The organism is Salinibacterium sp. NG253 (assembly GCF_015864945.1).
Classification (GTDB): Bacteria; Actinomycetota; Actinomycetes; order Actinomycetales; family Microbacteriaceae; genus Rhodoglobus.
The window spans coordinates 726677-746562 of record NZ_JADYWF010000001.1; the positions used below are offsets into that span (position 1 = coordinate 726677).

Consider the following 19886-nt stretch of genomic DNA (forward strand, 5'->3'; position numbering starts at 1 on the left):
TCTCAGACGCCGAACGCCGAATGCGCGACCAGCGTGAACCGCTCAGCACCATTGTTGCCGCAATGTAAAGTCCCATCGAAATGCTTGACACCGCGAAGCAAGTTCTCATATTGTGATCCCTAATTCACGATATATAAGAATAGATGAGGCGAGGTCAACGATGTCGGACCCCAAGGTCTACCTGCTCGACGGCGGAACGCTTGTAATTGACGAATCGGATGTGCACTGGCACATCAATGCCGGCAATCCTGTGCGATTCCCGGTCTATAGCGTGCTGATCGACCACCCTGATGGGCTAATCCTGTTCGACACCGGATTTGACCTCGACCACGTGAATAAGGTTTTGCCCTTCGAGCTACCGGAGCAAACGCCGGAGCAAACGATTCCCGCGCAACTCGCTCAGTGCGGATTCTCGCCCGACGACGTCGACATCGTCATCAACTCCCACTTTCATTTCGATCACGTGGGCGGCAACAAATACCTCACGAAAGCGAAAACGCTCGTTCACAAAGAAGAACTGCGTCACGCCAAAGTGCCCGAACCCTTCGAACGCCTCGGCTACTCGGATCTATCGTTCGATCACTCGGACGCGAACTACACGCCGATCTCGGGCGATTACGAAATCGCCGCAGGAGTCTGGCTCTTCGAGACCCCTGGCCACACGATCGGGCACTACTCGATGCTGGTCGAAATGGAAAACGAAAAGAGCATGCTGTTCTGTGGCGATGCAGCTTATACGCGCACCACTCTCGAAAAAGAATGGATCGCCGGTTTCCACCTCGACCCGACCAAGTCAGTCGAATCCATCCGACGCCTCAACTACCTTGCTCGCACTAAAGATGCCGATGTTTACCCATCACATGAGCTTGAGCCTTTTGAGCAGTGGAAGCTAGCGCCCGAATACTACGGCGGTAAGTAACCACAACAATCGTTGCACAACACTTCCCTCGCGAATGACGAAAGAGATGAACCAGCACATGACGAAATCTGAACAGCGCGTAGCCCTTGTCACCGGAGCAGCCCAAGGAATCGGCGCAGCGATCGCGAAAGAACTCGCCGCCGACGGCATGAAAGTCGTCGTTGCCGACATCAACGGAGATGGTGCCCAGACCGTAGCCAGCGAGATCGACGGCGTCGCAAAGACTCTCGACGTGAGCGACCCCGACCAAGTCTCCGCGACAATCGCTGACATCGTGAGCGAATTCGGCCGGATTGACGTGCTCGTCAACAATGCGGCTCTCGTGCCTCTCACGGCGTGGGAAGACATCAGCTTTGAGGAGTGGCGTCGTGTCATGTCCGTGAACCTCGACGGCATCTACCTCGTAACTCACGCGGTCACCAAAGTCATGGGCGAAGCTGGCTACGGCCGGATCGTAAACATCGCGTCGAACACATTCGTTGCTGGCACTCCCAACTGTGCACACTATGTCGCAACAAAGGGAGCATCAATCGGGCTCGTGCGAGGCCTCGCTGGTGAACTGGGCAAGCTCGGCATCACCATCAACGCCGTAGCTCCTGGCATCATCGCGAGCGAAGGCGTCCTCACCGGACCACACGTAGCTGGCTTCGACTTCGTGGTGCCGATGCAGGCCATCAACCGCCGCGGTATGCCCTCCGACGTCGCTCCGGCAGTTGCCTTCTTGGCATCCGAAAAGGCTGAATGGATCACAGGCCAGACGCTAGTGGTCGATGCCGGGCACACCCGCAACTAAGCCCACTATGACCACCGACATCCTGATAATCGGGGCGGGGTCCTCCGGAAGCGTTCTCGCAAACAGGCTGAGCGCGGATCGTTCGCGCCAGGTCACCGTTGTCGAAGCAGGAGCGCGAGTCGCTGACCCGGAAATGCGGATGCCAGAACGGTGGCCCTTCATCCATGGACGCTCGTACGATTGGGCTTATCGAACGACTCCCCAACCGGGGCTCGCTGGTCGAAGGTTGGAATGGGCGCGCGGTAAGGGAATTGGCGGATCCAGCCTCGTCCACGCGATGGCGCACATGCGGGGGTGTCGAGCTGACTTCGCACGATGGGTAGATGCCACGGGAGACTCGCGCTGGTCGTGGGACTCTCTACTTCCCCATTTCATCGCGTCTGAGAGCTTCTCCGGCGGCGCAAGCGCCGTTCACGGAACTGCCGGCCCCCTTCCTGTTCTTCTGCCTGGCCCCGAGCTATCCAGCCCACTAGTGCAGGACTACCTTGCAGCGTGGGCGTCGCTTGGAGTCCCGCGAATTCCGGATCACAACGGCGGCGAGATGCTTGGCGGCACCCCAAATTCGCTGACGATCCAGAACGGCAAGCGAGTGACCGTTTCGGATGTGTATCTCGATCCGGTTCTTGACCGCCCGAACCTTGCGCTGCTCCCCCACACAACGGTGCAGAAACTGGTCATCAAGCGCGGCCGCGTGACGGGTGCGCTGATCATTCGTGATGGCCACGAAGAGCTGATCGAGGCTGGTGAAGTGATTCTCGCCGCCGGCTCGATCGGAGACCCACTACTTCTCATGCGTTCAGGCATCGGCGATCCCGAGGTACTGGCTGAGGCCGGAGTTGCAACTGTGCTTGAGTCCCACGGAGTAGGTCGCAATCTGCACGATCACTTGTTGGGTGCTGGCAACGTGTACCACTCGCGTCGACCGGTTCCACCGACCAAACTTCAATTGTCAGAATCGATGACCTACCTCTCTGCACGCGGCCTCACCGAAACGGCGGGTGCGCCCGATATCGTCGTCGGCTGCGTCGTGGGTCCCAGTGCCTCAGAGTCATTCACGGATGCCGTCTCCGACGTTCCTCCCGGAAGTGGCTACACCCTACTGTTTGGTGTGACCAACCCCACGAGCCGCGGCTCGCTCCGGATCTCGGGGCCAGACATTACTGATGCGCCATTGATCGATCCGAACTACCTCGACACGGATCATGACAGGGATCTGTTGAGGTCGGCCCTCGAACACGCCCTCTTGGTGGGCAGATCAGAGGGACTGGCGGGCTGGCGCGGAAAGCAAGTCCTTCCGGCAACCGGGGTCTCTACTCCAGCAGAACTCGACGACTTTGGTGCTCGCGCCGCGATCACCCACCATCACCCGGTAGGAACCCTCAGCATGGGTAGTTCGGATGCGGCGCCCGTCACCCCCGATTTAGCCTTCCGTGGGCTTAGCGGACTCTCTGTCGTGGACGCTTCCGTGATCCCGTCGATTACAGCCGGCCCCGTGCATGCGGCAGTTCTCGCGATCGCGGAGGCTTTTGCAGCAACGCACGACTAAGCGAGGATGCACGCGAAGCACGCATCCCCGCTTGCCGAGGCCCTAACTGTTGTTGCCGAGGAAGAGGCGTTGCGCCGAGCGCCCCATCACGTCCTCGAGCGCAGATTCATCTAGCCCAGCCAACTGCACTTTGAGCTGTTCCACTTTTGGTTCGTGCCACGGACCGTCTGAACCATAGAGCACTCGGTTCGAGCCGACTTTGTTCACCGCTTCGAGAATTTTTACACTCATGGGCATGCCACTAGTTTCCAGCCACACATTGGGGTGCCGTTCAGCGACTTTGATCGAAGCGTCGATATAGATGACGTTGCCGTGGCCCATGTGCCCGAGAATTATTTTCGCTTCCTCGTAGCGCTCAATAAGTTCCTCGATACTCCAGGGCAACGAGAAAATCGGATGTCCACAGTGAATGAGCGCGGGAAGGTCGTGTTCAATCAACACTTCGATAATCGGCCAGACCATGGGGTCGTCCGGGTGAAAACCGTCCATCAATGGATGCAGCTTGACTCCCCGAAATTTCGGATCGGCAAGGTAGTCACGAAGCTCGGGTACCGGATCGCCCATTTTGGGGTTTGCCCAGTACAGGCCGTATGCCCCAGGAATGTCCTGGATAACTCGCTGCACCATGGCGTTGTCTTGATGAAAAACCATGGCGGTCTCGATATCGTTCTTCGCCATGTACTCGGCTAGCCCGTCTTCATCGAGACTCACCCCGAAGGTGGGAAAGTCGCCGACGTGCATGTGTGCGTCTGTGATTTTCATCCGCGCCCTCGCTATTCCTGCGTGAACAAACCGACTGTGCGCGCTTGCTCGATGATCGAGTCGGCATACTCTGCGAGAAACTCTTCGCGCGAGGGGGTTCCCTCGACAGGCTTGCTCAGCGCGTAGAGAGAGAAGTAGTAGTGGTGCACGCCATGTCCAGCCGGCGGCTGGGGTCCGTACCAGGCGGCTTGACCGGTTCCGTTTGGCGCTCCGCGCACCCCTTCGGCGTCGAGATCGAGCGCTGTAGCGGTGGCGGGAATGCCATAGACCACCCAGTGGGTGAATCCGTGGGGAAGCGGCGCATCCGGGTCGTTGCAGATGAGCGCGAATTCGACGGTGCCCTCGGGCGCTCCTTCAATTTCGATGCGAGGCACGGCGCTGCCGCCGTCAGCAGTGAACTGGGTGGGAATGGTCTCGAGCGCACCGAAGTCGGGGCTTGAAACAGCTAGTTTGTCGATGAAGAGGGGCACGATGGGTCCTTTCAGGGGATGAATCCGAGCGCGTGATCGAGCTCGGCAGTTACAACGTCGGGAAATTCTTCAGGAACGTAATGATCTGCGCCGTCCACGATGACCCAGCGGTCGGCGGGACGATCCGCGATCGCCAGCTGCCACGCTGTGTCGCTCACGATGCGGCTGGCTGGACCGCGCACGTGAGTCATCGGGGCGCCAACGGCACGAAACTCGTCAGCCCACGACGTGCGAAAACCTTCGATGAGTTGCCGCATTGCATGAGGGTCAGCACACGGCAAAAGGGTTCCGTCGTCTTGTGGCCGATAACCCCACAGGGCTCGTCGTTCCACGGCACTGCGCATAATTGCGGGATATCGTTCGCGCAGATAGAGCTCTATCTCGTCACGGGAGGAGAAAGAGCGGTAGCCTCCCGCAACCCTCTCTTGCAGCTCGTCTATGACTGCGGACTCGACATACGGCGTGTAATCGACCACGACGACGCCCGATACACGCTCCGGATACAGCGCAGCAGTGACCCACGCATTGCGGCCGCCTAAAGAATGACCGGCGATGATCGCGCGGTCAATCTTGAGGGCGTCCAGCAGCATGATCACGTCGTCAGCAAAGTCTCGAGCGGAGTATCCGTGTTCCGGCTTGTCGCTTCGTCCGTGTCCGCGTTGATCGAGCGCAATCACGGTCGCATGGTCTGCAAGCGCTTCGGAGATGGGCTCCCACACCGCGTGGGTTGCGGAGGTGCCGTGAAGCAGCACCACCGCAGGCCCAGTCCCCCGCATCCGGAATGCAATATCGACTTCAGCTCCGCGTGTTCGCAGGAGGCCGCCATCGAGCGGTTCGATCTCGACGACGGGAGGCATTACACGTTGGGGATCGACGAAAGTGTCTTGCGTGCAGCGATAAGACCGGTCACGATCTCCTTGCGCTTGGCGTCTACATCGCCCTCGCCGTACTCGTACATTCCACCGTTGGACTTGAAGCCAAGTTTTCCCTCGGCGATTTTGTCCTTGATGAACTGCGGGGTGTCAGTGCTGACGTCGAGCTCCTTGTTGAGGTACCCCGAAACGGCCTGGTAAATGTCGAGTCCGGCCATGTCAAGAAGGCGTGTCGGGCCTACGACGGAAAGCTTGTAGCCGATTCCCCACTTCACACAGGCGTCGAGCCCTTCCGGAGTAACAATTCCCTCTTCGAGCAGAGCCATGCACTCACGGAGGATCGCATAGAGAACGCGGTTCTCCACGAATCCGGGAATCTCCTTTTCGACAACCGGCACATAGTTGAACGCCTTGACGATGCCTACCAGTTTTTCTACGAGTACCTCGTCCGTGGCCTTGCCCGGAATGATTTCAATCATCGGGATGAGGTGCGGTGGGTTCGACCAGTGCATACCGATGAAGCGGCCAGGGACCGTCATCGTCGCGGCCATCGTCGTAATGGGGATTCCCGAGGTGTTGGTTGCGATGATGACACCATCGCCAACGCGAGCCTCGATGTCAGCAAGAACCTTCTGCTTAAGTTCGAGCTTCTCCGGCACCGCTTCAATAACGAGTTCAGTGTCGGCAAGAGCAACGTCTAGATCCGTACCGAAACTGACCGATCCACCGTCGACGAGCGGAGAATCAACGGCTGCGAGGACGTTGGAAACCACCCCGTAGGCCGCTTCGGCGTTCGCGATTGCGGCATCAGAGATGTCGTAAAGGCGCACGGTTGCACCAGCGCGAGCGAGGGTGGCTGCGATGCCAGGGCCCATGGTGCCCGAGCCGATGACGGTGACGATACTGGGAAGACTACTCATTTGCGTGCTCTCTTTCACAAGATTGGACTCGGTGTGTGTAGCTGGTTGATGTGGGTAGTTGGTGCGCGAACTTAGATTGCTGGCGGAAGAGCGATGGGAGAGATGCCAATTCCGAAAGCAGTCTCCACTCGCTCAAGCCGCCGGTTGAAGAAGGTCCAATAGTTGTGCTGGGCCTTCGCGGGATAAATCCGGTCGAACTTCTCTTTCGTTTCTTCAGCATCAGGCTCGATAGGCACAAAGCCTGACGACTTCAGGTCTACTTGGAAACGGGCTGCCTTCTCGAGAAAGATGCCCGTCAGCGTCACTTCGGCCACGGTCCGGCCGACGAAGGCGATGCCGTGGTTTGCCAAAAGCAGCGCCTGAGCGTTGCCCAACTTCGCCGCTGAGGCAACTCCCAATGGCACCGTTGTGATGATGTGGCTTGTGTCCGTAAAGCGCGGCACACCTTCATAGGCGAACCACACTCCGTGGTTGTTATACGGCTTAAGCGTTTCTTCGGATGCCGCAAGAAGCGTGGAGAAATGTGCGTGTGAGTGCCCCACGAAGTTGACCTCAGGGCGCGCTTTCATGATCTCGGCGTGGAGCGGCCACTCCAGGTGGCGCAGGCCTGTGCCCTCCAACACATTTCCATCGAAGTCGATGAGGATGAAATCATCTGCTTCGACTTCACTCAATGCGAGGTTTCCGCGTTTGAGCCAGAGGCCTCGGCCAAAGGGGTCTCGGTACGAAAGATGCCCCATCGACATATCGCCGTGGCCTTCGAGCTCCAAGATGCGGTGGGCACGAGCGACGTCGGCGAGAACGCTCGCAATCGACTGGTCCTCGTAGTACTGCGTGTGCGAGTAGGTCACGGTTGCTCCTCAGGTATTCCGTTACTTCACTAAATACGGGCTAGAACTTCATCGACAGTCATGCCACCAACACGGGCGTTGAGACGCCCACCGGTAGCGACAGCAGCGATGATGACAAGTTCGTCGGGACGCGGCGCATCCGGCAGTGAGATGGTCATCGCATCGTAGTGCGACCGCACATAGACCTCGTCCTTGTACGCCAAGGGGATGTCAATTGACGTACCGGCAGCAGCCGATTTGGTCGCGGACGAGATCCACGCTTTGCCGCCGCCAATAGCATCACGCAACGCATTGCCGAATGTCGTCGTCACACAGGCAACAACATGCTCTTGTTCTCCGTTGAGACCGGCGAGCCCTCCTTTGCCATAGCTTTCGGCTGGACGTCCGCCCAGCAGGGCGAGAGCACGAGCGCCAAGCTCGGTACCGATGCTTGCGCTGGGGTTAGTCAGCGGAGAAAGGTCCTCGACCCATTGGCCGGCAAATGGATTGGCAATGACCACAGCAACCGCTGCCTTGATTAGAGGTAGCTGCGGTGCTGGGCCGCGATCATGGGCAGTCTCCTGCACGAACGAGTGCCAAGCGCGAACGTTGTAGAAGGGATCAATAGTCATGATTATGCTTTCACTTCGTGTCGGTGGGGATCGGTCGGATTGTAGAGCGCTGCTTCAACACTTTCGCCAACAAACTGATTTCCGTTGGCCATCTCGCGTGAGTCCGCGTACCACTGGGACCGGTCTTGAACTCGATCGGTGAACGGCCGTTCAAGGCGCTCCCACTCCGTGAGAGCATCCGCCATCTCCGATTCGCCGGCGGCGGTCGCCGCGACCGCTAGCGTCCACGCATTTTGCATAGCGGAGCCAGCACCTTGGGCGAGAGCAGGGCACATTGCGTGTGCGGCGTCACCGATAAGAGCGACCTTGCCTTCGGTCCAGTGTTCGAGGCGTGTGGTTTGGTACCCGTAGTACTTGCCCGGCGTCTTGGCGGCATCCTCAAGCACTGGCGCAAGCTGCGGGAAAATCGAAACCCAGAGATCAAGATCGATTGGTACTCGGGATCCGTCGGCATCCGCGGATGGTGACATCAACGCGATGTACAGCTCGTCGTCGTTCGCCGGGGTGTACAGAACTCGGAGAACTCGCGGGTCAAGGTTCCAGAAGTCGATGACGTTGTCCCAATTGGTATCAGGTTCCAACGCCTGCAGTTCGGACTTGTGCCGAGGAACGAGGAATCTCGTAATCCCGTCGCGCGAACGCTCCCGCTTAAGAGGAACTCCGAGAGAGTCCCGCACGGCAGAGCTCACACCGTCTGCTCCCACGATGAGATCAGCGTCAGCAGTGGAACCATCGGCCAGGGTGATGCGACCTTCCGGAGTGGCTGAAACCACTTCAGAGCCGACAAGGATCTCGACCCCCGCTTCCCGAGCCGCGACCAGAAGTGTGTCGTAGAGATGCGGTCGAGTCAGTGTGCGCCAGCGGATGCCGTCAAGAGTCTCCTGTGACTGCATCACGTTGTTCATGCGCGTTTCATACGCCGGAGGTGTCATCGACTTCGACATCAAGTCGGGCATTGCCCCGATCTTGTCGAGAACTTGAAGGCTGTTGTTCCACAGCACGATGCCGGCGCCTTCGGTGCGGAATTCTGGAGCACGCTCATGCAAGCGGACACTCCACCCCATGCGTGCGAGCGCCGTCGCCGCGGTCAAACCCGCGAATCCGCCTCCGGATACTTCGGCGTGGCGTCGACTCTCTGACATCAGATTTCCTTCTTCCTGTGGATTCATCCACACGACATAATTCTCACGATTTGAGGATCAGTTCTCGCAATAGTAGAGATTCTGACATCTCAGCACTCGCCTCCGCAAGCGATCGGGCGAATTCCCGCGACCTTTAACCTCCCCGCAACACAAGCGACTTCGTGGGGTCGAGGCACATCCCACCGGAGCGGTTGACCGGGCGAAACGGCCCGGTATCCTCTATCGTCAAGCCAACAGAACGCTCTGGAACCAACAGCGAGGGAACACATTCGATGACTACTGAGGCGCAGAAATACATCAATGACATGGCCAGCAAGCGGGGCTACGTGCTCGATTATCACAAGGTGCTTGCGCAGCACGACTTCCCTGTTATGCAGGCCGCTAACCATGTTGTGGCCGCTGCTTACCTCGATCAGCGGACACTTGACCGCACGACAAAAGAGCTGCTTTTCATTCTGAGCTTGACAGTGATGCGCGCGCCCAAAGCCCACATCCAGAGCCACATCAAGGTGGCCCTCGAACTCGGCCTCTCCGCAACAGAAATACTCGAAGCGATCGAAATTGCTCTGCCTGAAGCCGGCATCGTCGCGTTCCAAGGCGGCGTTGAAGCGTGGAGTGAAGTGGTGGGGGCCGAAGGACTCGAGCCAGACATTACCGAGGACTAGCGGCCATTCGTTGCGCTCAACACGGCCCACCGCCGCACAGCGCGTGAACGACGAAAGCCCTAGCCGAGCCCGAGCGCATAGCGCCTGCGGGCTCGACTAGGGCGAGCATCCGAGTGGTGCGTCGACTAAGCGTCGATGCTGTGTTTCGGGGAGTGCTCATCCTCCGCGTGCTTCGGAGCGTGATCTTCGGCGTGAGCGGGAGCGTGCTCGCGCACGTGCTCGGCAGCGTCACGCTTCGGGGTGCGAACTTCTGCACCAACCGAAATCACGCGACCCGGCCACCAGAACTTCTCGCCAAGCATGAACGCGAGCGACGGCACGATCACGGTGCGAACCAGCAGCGTGTCGAGCAGCACACCGATGCAGACGATGATTCCGATCTGCGTGAGCGTGATGAGCGGCAAAACACCCAGCACCGCAAACACGGCGGCGAGCAAAATACCCGCACTCGTGATGACGCCACCGGTCGAGGAGAGCGCGCGAATCATTCCCTGGCGTGTGCCGTGTTCGACCGCTTCTTCTCGAGCCCGGGTGACCAAGAAGATGTTGTAATCCACACCTAGCGCCACGAGGAAGAGGAAGCTAAACAGCACCACGTTGGTGTCGATAGCCGGGAATCCGAAGACCGACTGGAACAGCAGCCAGCTGGCACCCAAGCTCGCAAAGAACGAGGCAAGCACCGTGAGCAGCAACAGAATCGGAGCAATAAGCGAACGCAAGAGCAGCACCAACACGATGAAGACCAGACCCAAGATAAGTGGGATCACCAGATCTTGGTCATGCTGCTGGGCGCGCTGCACGTCGAGAGCCTGCGCATCCAACCCGCCGACGAGAGCATCAGCACCGTCGATGCTGGAGAGTTCAGCGCGGAGAGCCTCAATAGCGGCGAACGAGCCTTCAGTTTCGGCTGCGTCATCCAACACCACACTGATCTGCGTAATCGTCGACGTGCTTTCGCCGATGCTGACAGCGTCCACACCCTCGACGCCCTCTGCCGCTTGGGCAGCCTCAGCGGCATAGTCTGAGTTCACAATGACGGATGCCGGAGAACCGCTGCCAGCAGGAAAAGCCTCAGCAATAAGTTCCTGACCCTGAACCGCTTCGGGAACCTGCGTAAAGCTCTCGGTCTGCGAGAGACCAATCTTGATTTGCGGAACGCCCAAGGAGAGCGCGCCAAGCACGATCGCGCCCAGAATGGCAACGGCAACGGGCTTCTTGGAGACCAAAACGCCCAGCTTGTGCCAGACACCGCGTTCTGCGCTGCCTTCAGTGCCGAACTTGGGGATGTACGGCCAGAAGAGACCTCGACCGAACAAGACGAGAGCCGCCGGCAAGACGACGAGCGCGAAGATCATGGCGATAACGACACCCGTGGCACACGCGATGCCGAGCGCACGGTTGCCCTGCAGCTCAGCGAATACCAGCGTGAGGAGGGCGAGCACCACTGTGCTGCCACTGGCGATGATGGCGGGGCCAGCTCCGCGCAGTGCTCGTGACATCGCCTCGCGACGATCTTCTTCCAAGCGCAATTCGTCACGGTAACGGGCGATGAGCAGCAGCGCGTAGTTGGTGCCAGCACCGAAGACCAGCACCGACAGAATTCCGGTGACCGAGGCATCCAAGGGGATGCCAGCGAGCGCGGCGACACGAGCCGCGACGATTCCGGCAAGACCGTCGGCGGTACCGACGACAATGAGCGGGACAAGCCACAACCAGGGGCTGCGGTACGTCACGAGCAGGAGCACTGCGACAACAATCACGGTGGTGATGAGAAGGGTGAAGTCAGCACCTTCAAAGACGGCGGCGATGTCGACCGCAAATCCTTCGGGACCACTGAGCAATGCAGTGAGGCCACTCGGAAGGTCAGCGTTGGCTTCCTCGCGAATCGCGTCCGCGCGCTCGGCTTGTTCGCCAGCTTCGGAGAGGGAATCGAGCGGAACCGTGACGATCGCGGTCGTGCCGTCGTCGGAGAACGTCGGTGGTGGAACGAATCCCTCGGCCGAGAGCTCGCTCAGCGTGCCAGTCGCCTCGGTGATGGCAGCGGTGTCGTCGTCGGTGAGTGCATCACCGTCACGCGTGAAGACGAGAAGAGCAACCGTGGAGTCAGCTCCGGGGAGGTCTTCTGCTGCAGCGGCAGCCTGTGCTGATTCGGCTGACTCCGGAAGACCGACGCCGGGAAGGGCGCCCTCTTCATTGCCCGAACCTGCCGCGAATATTGCGCCAGCCGCGAGAAAGGCGGCGACCAATACGATCCACGAAGTGCGCCGGGCGGTGATGAATGTCCTGAGGCGAGACATCGCTCTCCTTCTGAAGAAAAGTACTTCGATTAACTAGATATTAGACAAGTTAGAAACATAGCGGTAAAGTGAGCGGCATGCAACACACCGAATCCCCTCCGGAGCGTCCCGACGCGCGACGCCCCACCCAGCTGTTGCGCGACATCCTCGATATCAGTGAAGAGTTCGAGGAACATGTCGGCCGAACCCTCTCGGTCAACCCGACCGACCTCGAAGCGATGAACCACCTGATCATGAGCGGGCCACTGCCACCGACCGAGCTGTCTCGTCGCCTCAATATCTCGACGCCAGCCGTGACCGCCTCCATCGACCGACTCATCAACGTCGGCCATGTGACGCGAGAACAACATCCCACCGACCGCAGAAGCGTCGTTGTCGTGCCCAACCCAAGTTCGGTCGCGACCGCCATGGCCACACTGATGCCCATGATTATGGGAATTGACCGCGTGCTCGATAACTTCGACGACAACGAGAAAGACATCATCGAGCGCTACCTCGATCAGGTCGTCTCTATCTATCGCGCGCAGCTCCCGGAGCCCACTGACGTTCCCTCCCCCAAACCAGCAGTCGCGCCACCCAAGATTGACCCGCCAGGCCCGCGCCGCACGTCATGGAAACCAGAAACCCACGTGGGCGACAGACCGCTCCTGGGCTAAGAGACACCAGAAGCCTGGCCGCTGACCGTCGAGGCCGAATGCTTAGGCGCGGGGATGCGCGGTGCGGTAGCTTTCGCGCAAACGCTCCGTTGAGACATGGGTATACAGCTGGGTAGTGCCCAGACTGGCATGCCCCAAAAGCTCCTGCACCGCCCGTAGATCGGCGCCGCCATCCAAGAGGTGAGTTGCAGCGGTATGTCTCAACGTGTGCGGCCCGGATCCGCCCGAACCAGGAACGTCGGCGAGCAAATGGGCGATCACTTCGTACACCGTGCGCGCACTGACACGTTTGCCACGGGCACCCACAAATAGCGGTGCCGCTCCCCCGATTTCGGCGGTGAGCTGAGGTCGGCCACGCTCGAGATAATCGGCGATCGCGCGTTGAGCCGGAATACCAAACGGAACCACCCGCTCCTTCGATCCCTTACCCATCACGCGCACCGTGAGCCGGGAATCATCCACGTCATTCGCACTGAGCCCCACAAGCTCGCTCACCCGCAACGCCGAGGCATAGAGGAGCTCGACAATGGCTCTGTCCCGCAGCGCTACCGGATCCGCCGTGGACGCCCGCGACTCAACACTCTGCAACATCTCGGCCATCTGATCGCGATTGAGAACCCGGGGCAAGTGCCGGTCGGCCTTCGGCGCCTTAAGACGAGCCGCGGCATCCAACTCGGTGTACTTATTCTGGGCCAACCACGCGCTGAACGCCCGCGAGGCCGCCGCCCGACGCGCCAACGTAGCTTTTGCGAGCCCCTCCTGGGAGGACTGCCACAACCACTCGCGCAAAAGTTCGAGATCGAGATCAGCGGGCTCTGTTGCCAACCGCTCTCCCGCGAAAGCGACGAGGTTAGTGAGATCAGAACGGTAGGAACGAATCGTGTGCACGCTGAAGCCACGGTCTGCCGAGAGGTACTCGACGAACGCATCCACAAGGCGGGGCAGGTTCACCCCTCTATCGTGCGGCATGCTGACGACAATGGGGCTCGACGCGATAGCGTTTCGGGATGACCATTCAGCCTCCACGCCCCTCGGCCAGCACGGCCCGCGGCACCGCACTCGTCACAGGAGCAACTTCCGGCCTCGGGGCGGAGTTCGCCCATCAACTCGCTTCTGATGGCTACAACATTGTTCTGGTAGCGCGAGATCTGGCCAGACTTGAGGCTGTCGCATCCGACCTGCGCTCACGCTACGGCGTCACCGCCGAAGTGCTGAAGGCCGACCTCACCAACGTCGACGAACGGGCGATTGTCGAGCAGCGTTTGCACTCGGCGGATGCCCCCATCAGCTATCTGGTGAACAACGCCGGCTACGGATTAGCGCAAGAGTTTGAATCGAACTCCATCGACGACGAAGAGCGAATGCTGGAGATCCTCGCCACCGTGCCCCTCCGCCTCAGCCACGCAGTGCTCGGCGGCATGCTCAGCCGAGAATCCGGCACCGTACTTACTGTCGCCAGCATCGCTGCGGGCGCCCCGCTCGGGCTCTATAGCGCGGCAAAAGCATGGCCGCTCAGTTTCAGCCGTTGGGCCAACGCCCACTACCGCCACCGCGGCGTGACCTTCAGCGCCGTCGCGCCCGGGTTTGTCCGCACTGAGTTCCACGCTCGACTCGGCATTGAGCGCGCCGACATGGCCCCGAAGTGGATGTGGCTCGATGCGAGCTTCGTGGTTCGCTCCGCCCTGCGTTCAGCGGCACGCGGTCGCGCCGTCTCTGTGCCCAGCGTGCGCTACAAACTCATCTGGGCTCTGATGAAAGTCACGCAACCACTAATCATGGTCTTCGTCGCGCGCGCAAGTCGTGCCGCTAGCGCTAACGGATCCTGAAACCGCGCGCTTCGACCTCGTCTTTGAGGTGGTCGCGCATCGCAACCGACGGCCCCGTTACGCCCTCTGGCTTGCTGGTGCGGCGGGCGGTGTGCTCGGCCCAACCATATTCCGAATCAGGAATTTGCACGCCTGCGCTGGTGACCTGACGGCCGGAGTAGAGACCGTTAGCAATCATGACGTCGTCGTAGTCGCTGACGTGCTTCTCGATGTCGTCACCTGAATACTGTTCCCGGTGCACAACGGCCTCGCTCGACAAACGCGGCTTTGTTCCCCGACGCACTCCCTCCCGCGGATGACCGAGAGTGAGACCAGCGACGGCAAAGACTCCCTGGGGCAGGCCCAACTCGGCGGCAATCGCCGAAGGCTGATTGCGCACCGAACCAATAGGAACAGCGCCAAGCCCGAGCGACTCGGCGGCGACTAGCGCGTTCTCAAGCGCGAGAGCGGCATCTACGGATGCCATAAGGAACATTTCGAGGTTGTCAGCGTCGAATGTGTGCCCCTGTCGCTCGGCGAGGTAGTGAAAACGGGACACATCGGCGCAGAAGATCAGCATGACAGGGGCTTCAGCGACGTAGCGCTGGTCGCCAACTAGGTGAGCCAGGCGAGCACGGCGCTCTGCATCCTCAACGACGATGATGCTGAACGCCTGCAAGTTAGATGATGTCGGGGCGCTGCGGGCAGACACCAAGATTGCTTCCAGCGCTTCCGCCGCAATCGGCGTCGGCTCAAAGCTGCGAATCGACTCGTGGCTCGTGAGCACCCGAATCGTGTCCGTGATGAACTCGGGGGAAATCTCCCGCTGCTCTTGTTCGATTCGAGATGTTCGTGCGGTGTTTATTGAGCCCAAAGTCATAGTTCAATGATTTCACGGCGCACTGGATGCTTCGTGCACACGCGACGCGAGCAAGAATCGTGCAGCAAGCTCGAGCTAGTCGGAGGCCGCCACTTCTGCCGCATTGAACGTGGAGTTTTTGGCTGAGAACGTCTCGAGGCGCTGCTCGGGCGTCATCGCTTCGACTTGCGCCCACGCTTCAGCAGAGTGGCCCGTGATCTCCGTGGTGTCGCCGACCGGAATGATCGAGTGCACGGTCTGCTTCTCGTAGACGTGCACAACGTTGACCGACTGCCCGTAGTCAACTCCGGAAAGCAGTCGTTCATGGGCACTGAGGTCGAGGGTGTAACACGTCGCTGACGCGACGGAAACAGGGATGCCAGCGAAAGTCGAATGTGTCGAATAGTGCAAATGGCCGCCTAAAATCGCGCGAACGTCGCTGCCCTGCAGCACCTCCGCGAGCCGGTCTTGCCCCTGCAGCTCAAGCATCCCCATCGCCTCCAACATCGGAGTAGGGATGGGCGGATGATGCACCGCCAGCAGCGTGCCGTGCGGTGCCGGGGTGGCCAGTTCGTTGCGCAGCCACTCCAACTGTTCGTCACCGATCTCGCCGTGGTGGTAGCCCGGCACCGTGGTGTCGAAAGAGATGATGCGCAATCCGTCGATCATGTAGACCCGGTCTTGCGGGGCATCCGATTCTTCGTCGAACAGCAGCGATGAGTACTGGGCGCGCTCGTCGTGATTACCCATCACCCAAATGATCTCCGCGTTCATGCGTTTCGCTGCAGGCTCAACGATTGCACGCAAACGCACGTAAGCGTCGGGCTCGCCCAGATCGGCGAGGTCTCCCGTGAACACGATGGCTTGAGGGTTCGCGGTCGAGCGCTCAAGTTGAGCAAGTGCCTGCTCGAGGTGAGCGATCGTATTGACCGCGCCATACAGCGGTCGACCGCCGGCGAGCAGATGAGTGTCGCTGACATGCGCGATGACGTGGCTGGGGGCAGGATATTGGCCGAGTTGAATCACAAGCCAAGCCTAGGGCGCGCCCCTGTCATCCGCCGTGAATTCTGAGAACTTTGCGGGACGCGCTCCTGCAGGCCGAGCACTGAGCCTGACCAAGCTCCGACAGCGGGGATCTGATCTCGTCGCACGCGATCCGCTCGGACCCGGACTGAGCGTCACTCCGGCAGCGTTAACGAAAAATGCCCGCTCCCACAATTGTGGGAGCGGACATTTCATGTTGTCGACCTAGCTAGCGTGCGCCGCTAGGCCAGCGCATTAGTCCTTCTTCTCGAAGACGGGCAACGTGACCGTTCCAGTGCGAACACCCTCGACTGCAGAGTCGAACTCGGTAACGATGTTGTCGCTGTGGGTGAACGTGAACAGGCTCACGACAACAGCTACGACGACGTTGAGGAAGAAGCCAGGAACGATCTCGTACATGACGCCAGAGAGCGCATCGATGTTGCCCCAGATCACAACCGTCACCGCACCAGCGATCATTCCCGCGATCGCACCAGGAGTGGTGAGCTTGCGCCAGAACAGCGACAGCAGCACGATCGGACCGAACGCTGCACCGAAGCCGGCCCACGCGTACGAAACGAGTTCAAGCACAGACGAGTCGGGGTTCAGCGCGAGCAGGATGGCGATGATCGAAACGACCAGCACGCCCATACGACCGAGAACGACCTGAGCCTTGGGCGTTGCTTCCTTCTTGGCGATGATCTTGAAGAGGTCTTCGACGAGAGCCGAGGACGACACGATCAGCTGCGAAGAGATCGTGCTCATCACAGCGGCAAGCACTGCGGCAAGAACGAACCCAGCGATCAGCGGGTGGAAGAAGATCTGCGAGAGCTCGAGGAAGACCTTTTCGGGGTCATTCAGCGAGAGTTCGGGGTTCTGCTGGAAGTACGCAACACCGATGAGGGCCGATGCCATGGCACCGAGAACCGAAATGATCATCCAGCTGATGCCGATGCGGCGACCGGCTACGGCATCCCCGGGGGAACGCAGCGCCATGAAGCGAACCAGAATGTGCGGCTGGCCGAAGTAACCAAGGCCCCACGCTGCTGCAGAGATAGCTGCAATTGCAGAACCGCCGAAGAGGTTGAGCATGTCGACTTCTTCAGAGCTAACGGCGCGAATCGATTCGATGGCGCCTTCGACTCCACCGACCTGCGAGATGCCGATGACCGGCACAGCGATAAGCGCGAGGAAGATCATGATGCCCTGCACGACGTCGGTGTATGTCGCACCAATGAAGCCACCGAAGAGGGTGTAAAGAACGGTAACGCCACCCACGAGCAGCATGCCGAGGAGGTATTCAGAGTTGAAAGCGCTCTCAAAGAACTTTCCGCCAGCCACCATGCCGGAGGAGACGTAGAACGTGAAGAAGACGAGGATGATGATGCCGGCGGTGATGCGCAGAATGTGCGTCTTATCGCGCAGGCGGTTCTCAAAGAAGCTCGGCACCGTGATCGAGTTCTTCGATACTTCGGTATAGGAACGCAGTCGCGGGGCTACGAACTTCCAGTTGAGCCAGGCGCCAACCGTGAGGCCAATGGCGATCCAGCCTTCGACGAGGCCGCCGACGTAGAACGCTCCCGGGAGTCCGAGGAGTAGCCAGCCGGACATATCGGATGCGCCGGCGCTGAGGGCTGCGACGCCGGGGCTGAGCTTGCGGCCAGCGAGCATGTAGTCGTCAAGGTCAGTGGTTCGCTTGTACGCCCACCATCCAATGCCAAGCATCGCGGCCATATAAATGACCATCGCAATAATTTGGAAGGTTAGATCGTTCACAGTGTTGCCTTTCTCATGCATGTGCGTGGGTTAAGCCTGTCTACCCTCGCAGAGATAAGGATTAGTAACAATCCAAAATGTCACACATAAAGCGTAATGAAATCTAATGATTACTGATCAGAACGCAGTGATGCCGCACAATTCTCACGTTTGCACAGGAGTCTTGCGTGACGTGCGCGACATTCACAGCTTTCGCCCCTTGCGGTGCTTCGCCGAATACCGTTCTTATTCTTTCTGACCGGCAGCATGTTCGGGGCGGCTGGGGCGTGTGATGGGGATGCTCGGGCCCCCGATACCCGCTTCGCGGACAGCGCCTTATTCGGCATCCAACACTGCGTGTGTCCGCAACGCGATGTGCACATCCAGACTTCGAGACCCTTCACGCCACCCGGGGAGCAACTGATCGAGCCTCTCCAGCCTTTGGCGCACGGTGTTCTCGTGAATAGAAAGACTCGAAGCGACGCCGGATACGGAACCCTGAGTGTCGAGATAGCGCAAGGCAGTTTCCAACAAGCGCCGATCTCGAGACGTGCCACCCATTAGCGGCCCCAACTGATCAGCGACGTAGAGTTCCGCAGATTCTCCTGAGCCTCCTACTGCAAACGCGACCACACCAAGGGATGCTTTTGCCGCCAGTTCTCGTGGCCGATGCAAGGCGCGCATTGATCTGGCCAGGCGCGCGGCCTCGGCGTACGCGGTAGGAATCTCAGCTTCGGATACCGCCGCCGCGATTCCCCCGAAATAGATGAACGAACCGATGCATTCGGACAGGCGTTCCGCGATCGAGGGAAAACTGCGAACGATGACGATGATCGACCCCCGCCGCTCGGCCGCGATCGCATCCCTTCCCATACCTTTGCGCAGCGATGCCAACGCCGCGCGACGCGCATTCGGGTCTTCGATCTCGACGACCGTGACCTCCACACTCCCTGTTCCCGGCAGCCCCAAACGCACAGAAGGCCCAGAACCGTCACGAGTTGGTTCGATCACACGCTCGACCACTTCGGATTCCCTGAAGTGCCGCGCATCCTCGATCGCTCGTTCGTACAGCAGTGAGATCGAGATAAACGTCGCAATGGTCGGTGCGAGCGCCTGAACAAGACGCGGGTCAGCATCGGAGACCTGGATTGCGCCTCCCGCATCAAGGGGGATCGAATTAGCACTATCAGCCAGGCTGGAACCTTCGTCGCTGTCGCCAGTTGTGACACGACCTCTCACCGCCATTGACGCGATCTCGAGCAGCTCAACCGTGCCCTGGCCAGCAGCGAGCGCCGCCGAGAACTGATCGGATGCCCGAAGTTGGATGGTCTCGACTTCAGAGCTCGACAGGAGATTGTCGATCTCGCGCTTCGATGCTTCGGCCTGGGTCTCCAGCCGCCTCCGAAGGTTGTACACGTCGACCGCGATCGAGCCGATCAGTGCGGCCTCGACAAGGGTCTCTTTCTGACGTTGCGTGAAGGCTCCAGCGGTACGATTCGCGACCGTGAGCGCACCAACCACATCACCACCGGCACGCAGCGGCGTACTCAAGATTGCCCGCACACCTTCGGACGTCACGGCCTCATCCACCGACTCGATGTGCAGCCTCGAAACATCGCGCAAGTAATCGGCAGACTCGGTCATGAACCCGGCCGCCGCCATCCCGAGCACTCCCGTGCCGATGGGCATGCGGATCGCAGCGTATTCAGGCGTCAGGATGCCGTCGGAGAACTGAATCTCAGTAGTGCGGGTCGAGCTCTCGTTCAAGCTGAGATACGCGAGTTCGCAGCCAACCGCAGAACGCACCCGTCGAACGAGTCCCGTGAGGATCAAGTCAGGGTCATGAAGCGCAGAAATGTCTTCTGCTACTTCTCGCAGTATGGGAGCTTCCGAACCAATGTGTGGAGCCATTTACATATTGTTTCATCAACTTGTGTTCC

General features: G+C 59.7%; 19 protein-coding genes. 6 read left to right on the top strand and 13 right to left on the bottom strand.

Going from position 1 to position 19886, the window contains the following annotated elements; translation table 11 throughout:
• Positions 1 to 160 precede the first annotated feature (160 nt).
• From I6E52_RS03540 to I6E52_RS03550, 3 genes are read left to right on the top strand one after another with little or no spacing between them, the layout of a single operon-like run.
• Complete coding sequence (locus I6E52_RS03540; protein ID WP_197154913.1) at positions 161 to 919, top strand: N-acyl homoserine lactonase family protein; 759 nt, start codon at positions 161 to 163, stop codon at positions 917 to 919.
• A 58-nt stretch (positions 920 to 977) separates the two neighbouring features.
• The gene (locus I6E52_RS03545) at positions 978 to 1712 is read left to right on the top strand and encodes an SDR family NAD(P)-dependent oxidoreductase (RefSeq protein ID WP_197154914.1); all 735 of its coding nucleotides are present in this window, start codon (positions 978 to 980) and stop codon (positions 1710 to 1712) included.
• A 7-nt stretch (positions 1713 to 1719) separates the two neighbouring features.
• A complete protein-coding gene (locus tag I6E52_RS03550) occupies positions 1720 to 3258 on the top strand; it encodes a GMC family oxidoreductase (protein ID WP_197154915.1) in 1539 nt (512 codons plus the stop codon).
• Between the two features lie 42 nt (positions 3259 to 3300).
• Here I6E52_RS03550 and I6E52_RS03555 read toward each other — a convergent pair whose 3' ends face one another.
• The 7 genes from I6E52_RS03555 to I6E52_RS03585 all read right to left on the bottom strand — a co-directional run bounded on the left by I6E52_RS03555 (position 3301) and on the right by I6E52_RS03585 (position 8886).
• Positions 3301 to 4020, bottom strand: coding sequence for an amidohydrolase family protein (locus tag I6E52_RS03555; protein ID WP_197154916.1), 720 nt, complete (start codon positions 4018 to 4020; stop codon positions 3301 to 3303).
• Positions 4021 to 4031: 11 nt separating this feature from the next.
• Positions 4032 to 4490, bottom strand: coding sequence for a YbhB/YbcL family Raf kinase inhibitor-like protein (locus I6E52_RS03560; RefSeq protein ID WP_197154917.1), 459 nt, complete (start codon positions 4488 to 4490; stop codon positions 4032 to 4034).
• Between the two features lie 11 nt (positions 4491 to 4501).
• Positions 4502 to 5347 (bottom strand): alpha/beta fold hydrolase, encoded by an 846-nt coding sequence (locus tag I6E52_RS03565; protein ID WP_197154918.1) that lies wholly within the window; start codon positions 5345 to 5347, stop codon positions 4502 to 4504.
• Positions 5347 to 6282: a 3-hydroxyacyl-CoA dehydrogenase NAD-binding domain-containing protein gene (locus tag I6E52_RS03570; protein WP_197154919.1), complete on the bottom strand. Its 936-nt coding sequence runs from the start codon at positions 6280 to 6282 to the stop codon at positions 5347 to 5349. Before I6E52_RS03570 ends, I6E52_RS03565 begins: the two co-directional genes overlap by 1 nt.
• Positions 6283 to 6353: 71 nt before the next feature.
• Complete coding sequence (locus I6E52_RS03575; protein WP_197154920.1) at positions 6354 to 7133, bottom strand: class II aldolase/adducin family protein; 780 nt, start codon at positions 7131 to 7133, stop codon at positions 6354 to 6356.
• Between the two features lie 29 nt (positions 7134 to 7162).
• Positions 7163 to 7744 carry an amino acid synthesis family protein gene (locus tag I6E52_RS03580; RefSeq protein ID WP_197154921.1) on the bottom strand — a complete coding sequence of 194 codons (582 nt, stop codon included), beginning with the start codon at positions 7742 to 7744 and terminating at the stop codon, positions 7163 to 7165.
• Between the two features lie 2 nt (positions 7745 to 7746).
• A complete protein-coding gene (locus I6E52_RS03585) occupies positions 7747 to 8886 on the bottom strand; it encodes an NAD(P)/FAD-dependent oxidoreductase (RefSeq protein ID WP_197154923.1) in 1140 nt (379 codons plus the stop codon).
• Positions 8887 to 9158: 272 nt separating this feature from the next.
• On the opposite strand from I6E52_RS03585, the gene I6E52_RS03590 reads away from it, so the two are divergent.
• On the top strand, positions 9159 to 9551 hold the full coding sequence (locus I6E52_RS03590; RefSeq protein ID WP_197154925.1) for a carboxymuconolactone decarboxylase family protein: 393 nt from the start codon (positions 9159 to 9161) through the stop codon (positions 9549 to 9551).
• A 125-nt stretch (positions 9552 to 9676) separates the two neighbouring features.
• Here I6E52_RS03590 and I6E52_RS03595 read toward each other — a convergent pair whose 3' ends face one another.
• Positions 9677 to 11848 (bottom strand): MMPL family transporter, encoded by a 2172-nt coding sequence (locus I6E52_RS03595; RefSeq protein WP_231601757.1) that lies wholly within the window; start codon positions 11846 to 11848, stop codon positions 9677 to 9679.
• Positions 11849 to 11925: 77 nt separating this feature from the next.
• Between I6E52_RS03595 and I6E52_RS03600 the strand changes: the two genes are divergently transcribed.
• The gene (locus I6E52_RS03600) at positions 11926 to 12504 is read left to right on the top strand and encodes a MarR family winged helix-turn-helix transcriptional regulator (protein ID WP_197154926.1); all 579 of its coding nucleotides are present in this window, start codon (positions 11926 to 11928) and stop codon (positions 12502 to 12504) included.
• A gap of 42 nt (positions 12505 to 12546) precedes the next feature.
• Here I6E52_RS03600 and I6E52_RS03605 read toward each other — a convergent pair whose 3' ends face one another.
• Complete coding sequence (locus I6E52_RS03605; protein WP_197154927.1) at positions 12547 to 13473, bottom strand: tyrosine recombinase XerC; 927 nt, start codon at positions 13471 to 13473, stop codon at positions 12547 to 12549.
• A 38-nt stretch (positions 13474 to 13511) separates the two neighbouring features.
• Here I6E52_RS03605 and I6E52_RS03610 point away from each other — a divergent pair, with 38 nt between their 5' ends.
• Positions 13512 to 14330, top strand: coding sequence for an SDR family oxidoreductase (locus tag I6E52_RS03610; protein WP_197154928.1), 819 nt, complete (start codon positions 13512 to 13514; stop codon positions 14328 to 14330).
• Here the strand turns inward: I6E52_RS03610 and I6E52_RS03615 are convergent.
• From I6E52_RS03615 to I6E52_RS03630, 4 genes are all read right to left on the bottom strand, one after another.
• On the bottom strand, positions 14317 to 15189 hold the full coding sequence (locus I6E52_RS03615) for an NADPH-dependent oxidoreductase (protein ID WP_197154929.1): 873 nt from the start codon (positions 15187 to 15189) through the stop codon (positions 14317 to 14319). The two genes, I6E52_RS03610 and I6E52_RS03615, sit on opposite strands and share 14 nt — an antisense overlap.
• Before the next feature lie 75 nt (positions 15190 to 15264).
• Positions 15265 to 16194, bottom strand: a complete 930-nt coding sequence (locus I6E52_RS03620; protein WP_197136101.1) for a phosphodiesterase — start codon at positions 16192 to 16194, stop codon at positions 15265 to 15267.
• Positions 16195 to 16446: 252 nt separating this feature from the next.
• Complete coding sequence (putP, locus tag I6E52_RS03625; protein ID WP_197154930.1) at positions 16447 to 17967, bottom strand: sodium/proline symporter PutP; 1521 nt, start codon at positions 17965 to 17967, stop codon at positions 16447 to 16449.
• Positions 17968 to 18282: 315 nt separating this feature from the next.
• Positions 18283 to 19857, bottom strand: coding sequence for a helix-turn-helix domain-containing protein (locus I6E52_RS03630; protein WP_197154931.1), 1575 nt, complete (start codon positions 19855 to 19857; stop codon positions 18283 to 18285).
• Positions 19858 to 19886: the final 29 nt, after the last annotated feature.